This is a genomic window from Kineococcus indalonis (genome assembly GCF_009906395.1).
In the GTDB taxonomy this organism is placed as follows: Bacteria; Actinomycetota; Actinomycetes; order Actinomycetales; family Kineococcaceae; genus Kineococcus; species Kineococcus indalonis.
Genome location: NZ_JAAALM010000687.1, coordinates 1 through 1,730 on the forward strand (window position 1 = coordinate 1; position 1,730 = coordinate 1,730).

At 83.1% G+C, this 1,730-nt stretch carries 1 protein-coding gene; it reads right to left on the minus strand.

Annotated features, from left to right (window positions below; translation table 11 throughout):
* A partial coding sequence (locus tag GTR00_RS20290) for a ComEC/Rec2 family competence protein (protein WP_166613340.1) occupies positions 1–1,715 on the minus strand: 1,715 nt, incomplete at its 3' end.
* Positions 1,716–1,730: the final 15 nt, after the last annotated feature.

Sequence of the window (1,730 nt, forward strand, 5' to 3'; positions counted from 1 at the left end):
GTGCGCAGCGGCGCGCCCGCGCCGGCGGCGACCCCGGCCACCCGGGCGGAGGCGGGCTGCACGGCCAGCGGCGACACCAGCACCTGCCCCACCTCGCGCCCGCGCACCGCGCCGGGCAGGCCGTCGACGTGGTCGGCGTGGGGGTGGGTGAGCACCACCGCGTCCAGGCGCTGCACGTCCAGGCGGTCCAGGCAGCCGTCGACGAGCTCGGCGTCGGGGCCGGCGTCCACGAGCACCGCCGCGCGCGGGCCCGAGCGCAGCACGACGGCGTCGCCCTGGCCGACGTCGCAGCCCACCACCAGCCAGTCCGGCGCCGGCCACGGCCCCGCCGGGCCGCCCCAGCGCGGCGCGCAGCGCACCAGCAGCGCCGCGCACACCACCAGGACCGCCGCGGCCGCCAGCGGTCGCCGGCCGCGCGCCCCGGGGCGCCGGCCGCGCACCGCCAGGGCGCCGGCGCTCAGGAGCAGCACCGTGCCGGCGGCGACGACGAGCGCGCCGGCCGCCCCGGCGGGCACCGGCAGCGCCGCCGGCACGTCCGCGGCCCGGCGCGCCACCAGCGCGACCCACTGCGCGGCCAGGCCGGCGGGCAGCACCGCGACCGCGCCGGCCGCGGGCCAGGCGGCCGCCACGAGGGTGGCGGCCAGCCCGGTCACGGTGGCCGGTGCGACGGCGGGCGCGACGAGGACGTTGACCGGCAGCGACAGCGGGTTCACCGACGGGGTGAGCAGCACCAGGACGGGGCCGCACACCGCCTGCGCGGCGGCCGGCACGGCGACGGCGTGGGCGAGCGCGCGCGGCACCCCGGCCCCCTGCAGGCGCGCGGCCCAGCGGCGGGCGAGCAGCAGCAGGCCCGCGGTGGCGAGCACCGAGAGCGAGAAGCCCGCCTCCCGGGCCAGCCAGGGGTCGGCCACCAGCAGCGCCAGCGCCGCGCCGGCCAGCACCGGCACCCCGCGCGCGGGGCGGCCGGCGAGCAGCCCGGCCAGGCCGACGGCGCCCATGACCGCCGCGCGCAGCACGCTGGGCTCGGGGTGGGCCAGGACGACGAAGCCGGCCAGCCCGGCGCCGGCGGCCAGCAGCCGCAGCCGGCGGCCCAGGCCGAGCAGGGAGGCGGCGAGCACCAGGGCGGCCACGACGAGGGTGGTGTTGGCGCCGCTGACGGCCGTCAGGTGGCTCAGGCCCACCGCGCGCATGTCGGCCTCCAGGTCCGCCGGCAGCGCGGAGGTGTCGCCCACGACGAGACCGGGCAGCAGCCCGCGCGCGTCGGCGGGCAGGCGCGCGCAGGCGGTGCGCAACCCGGCGCGCAGCCGCTCGGCGGCGCGGTGCACCGCACCGGGGGGCGCGAGGGGCCGCGGGGCGGCGCGCGCGTGCAGCACGACCGCGGCCCGCTCCCCCGGCTCGGCCGGGGCCAGGCGGGCGGTCAGCCGCACCCGGGCGCCGACCGCGGTGCGCCAGGTGGCGGCGTCGGTGAAGACGGTCGCGGGGGCGGCGACGTCGAGCCGCTGGCCGCGCACCAGCACCGCGGTGAGGTGCACGTCGACGGCCGCGCGCGCGGGGGCGCCGGGGCGGCCGGTGCGCAGCGGGCGCGGCTCGGAGCGCACCTCGGCGTCGACCTGGGCGACGGCGCGCTGCTGCGCCCAGCGCGGCAGGTCCCCGGTGCTGGCGCGGGCCTGCTGCACGGCGGTGGAGGCGAGCACGGCGGCGACGGCGGTGGGCACCAGCAGCGCGCTGGC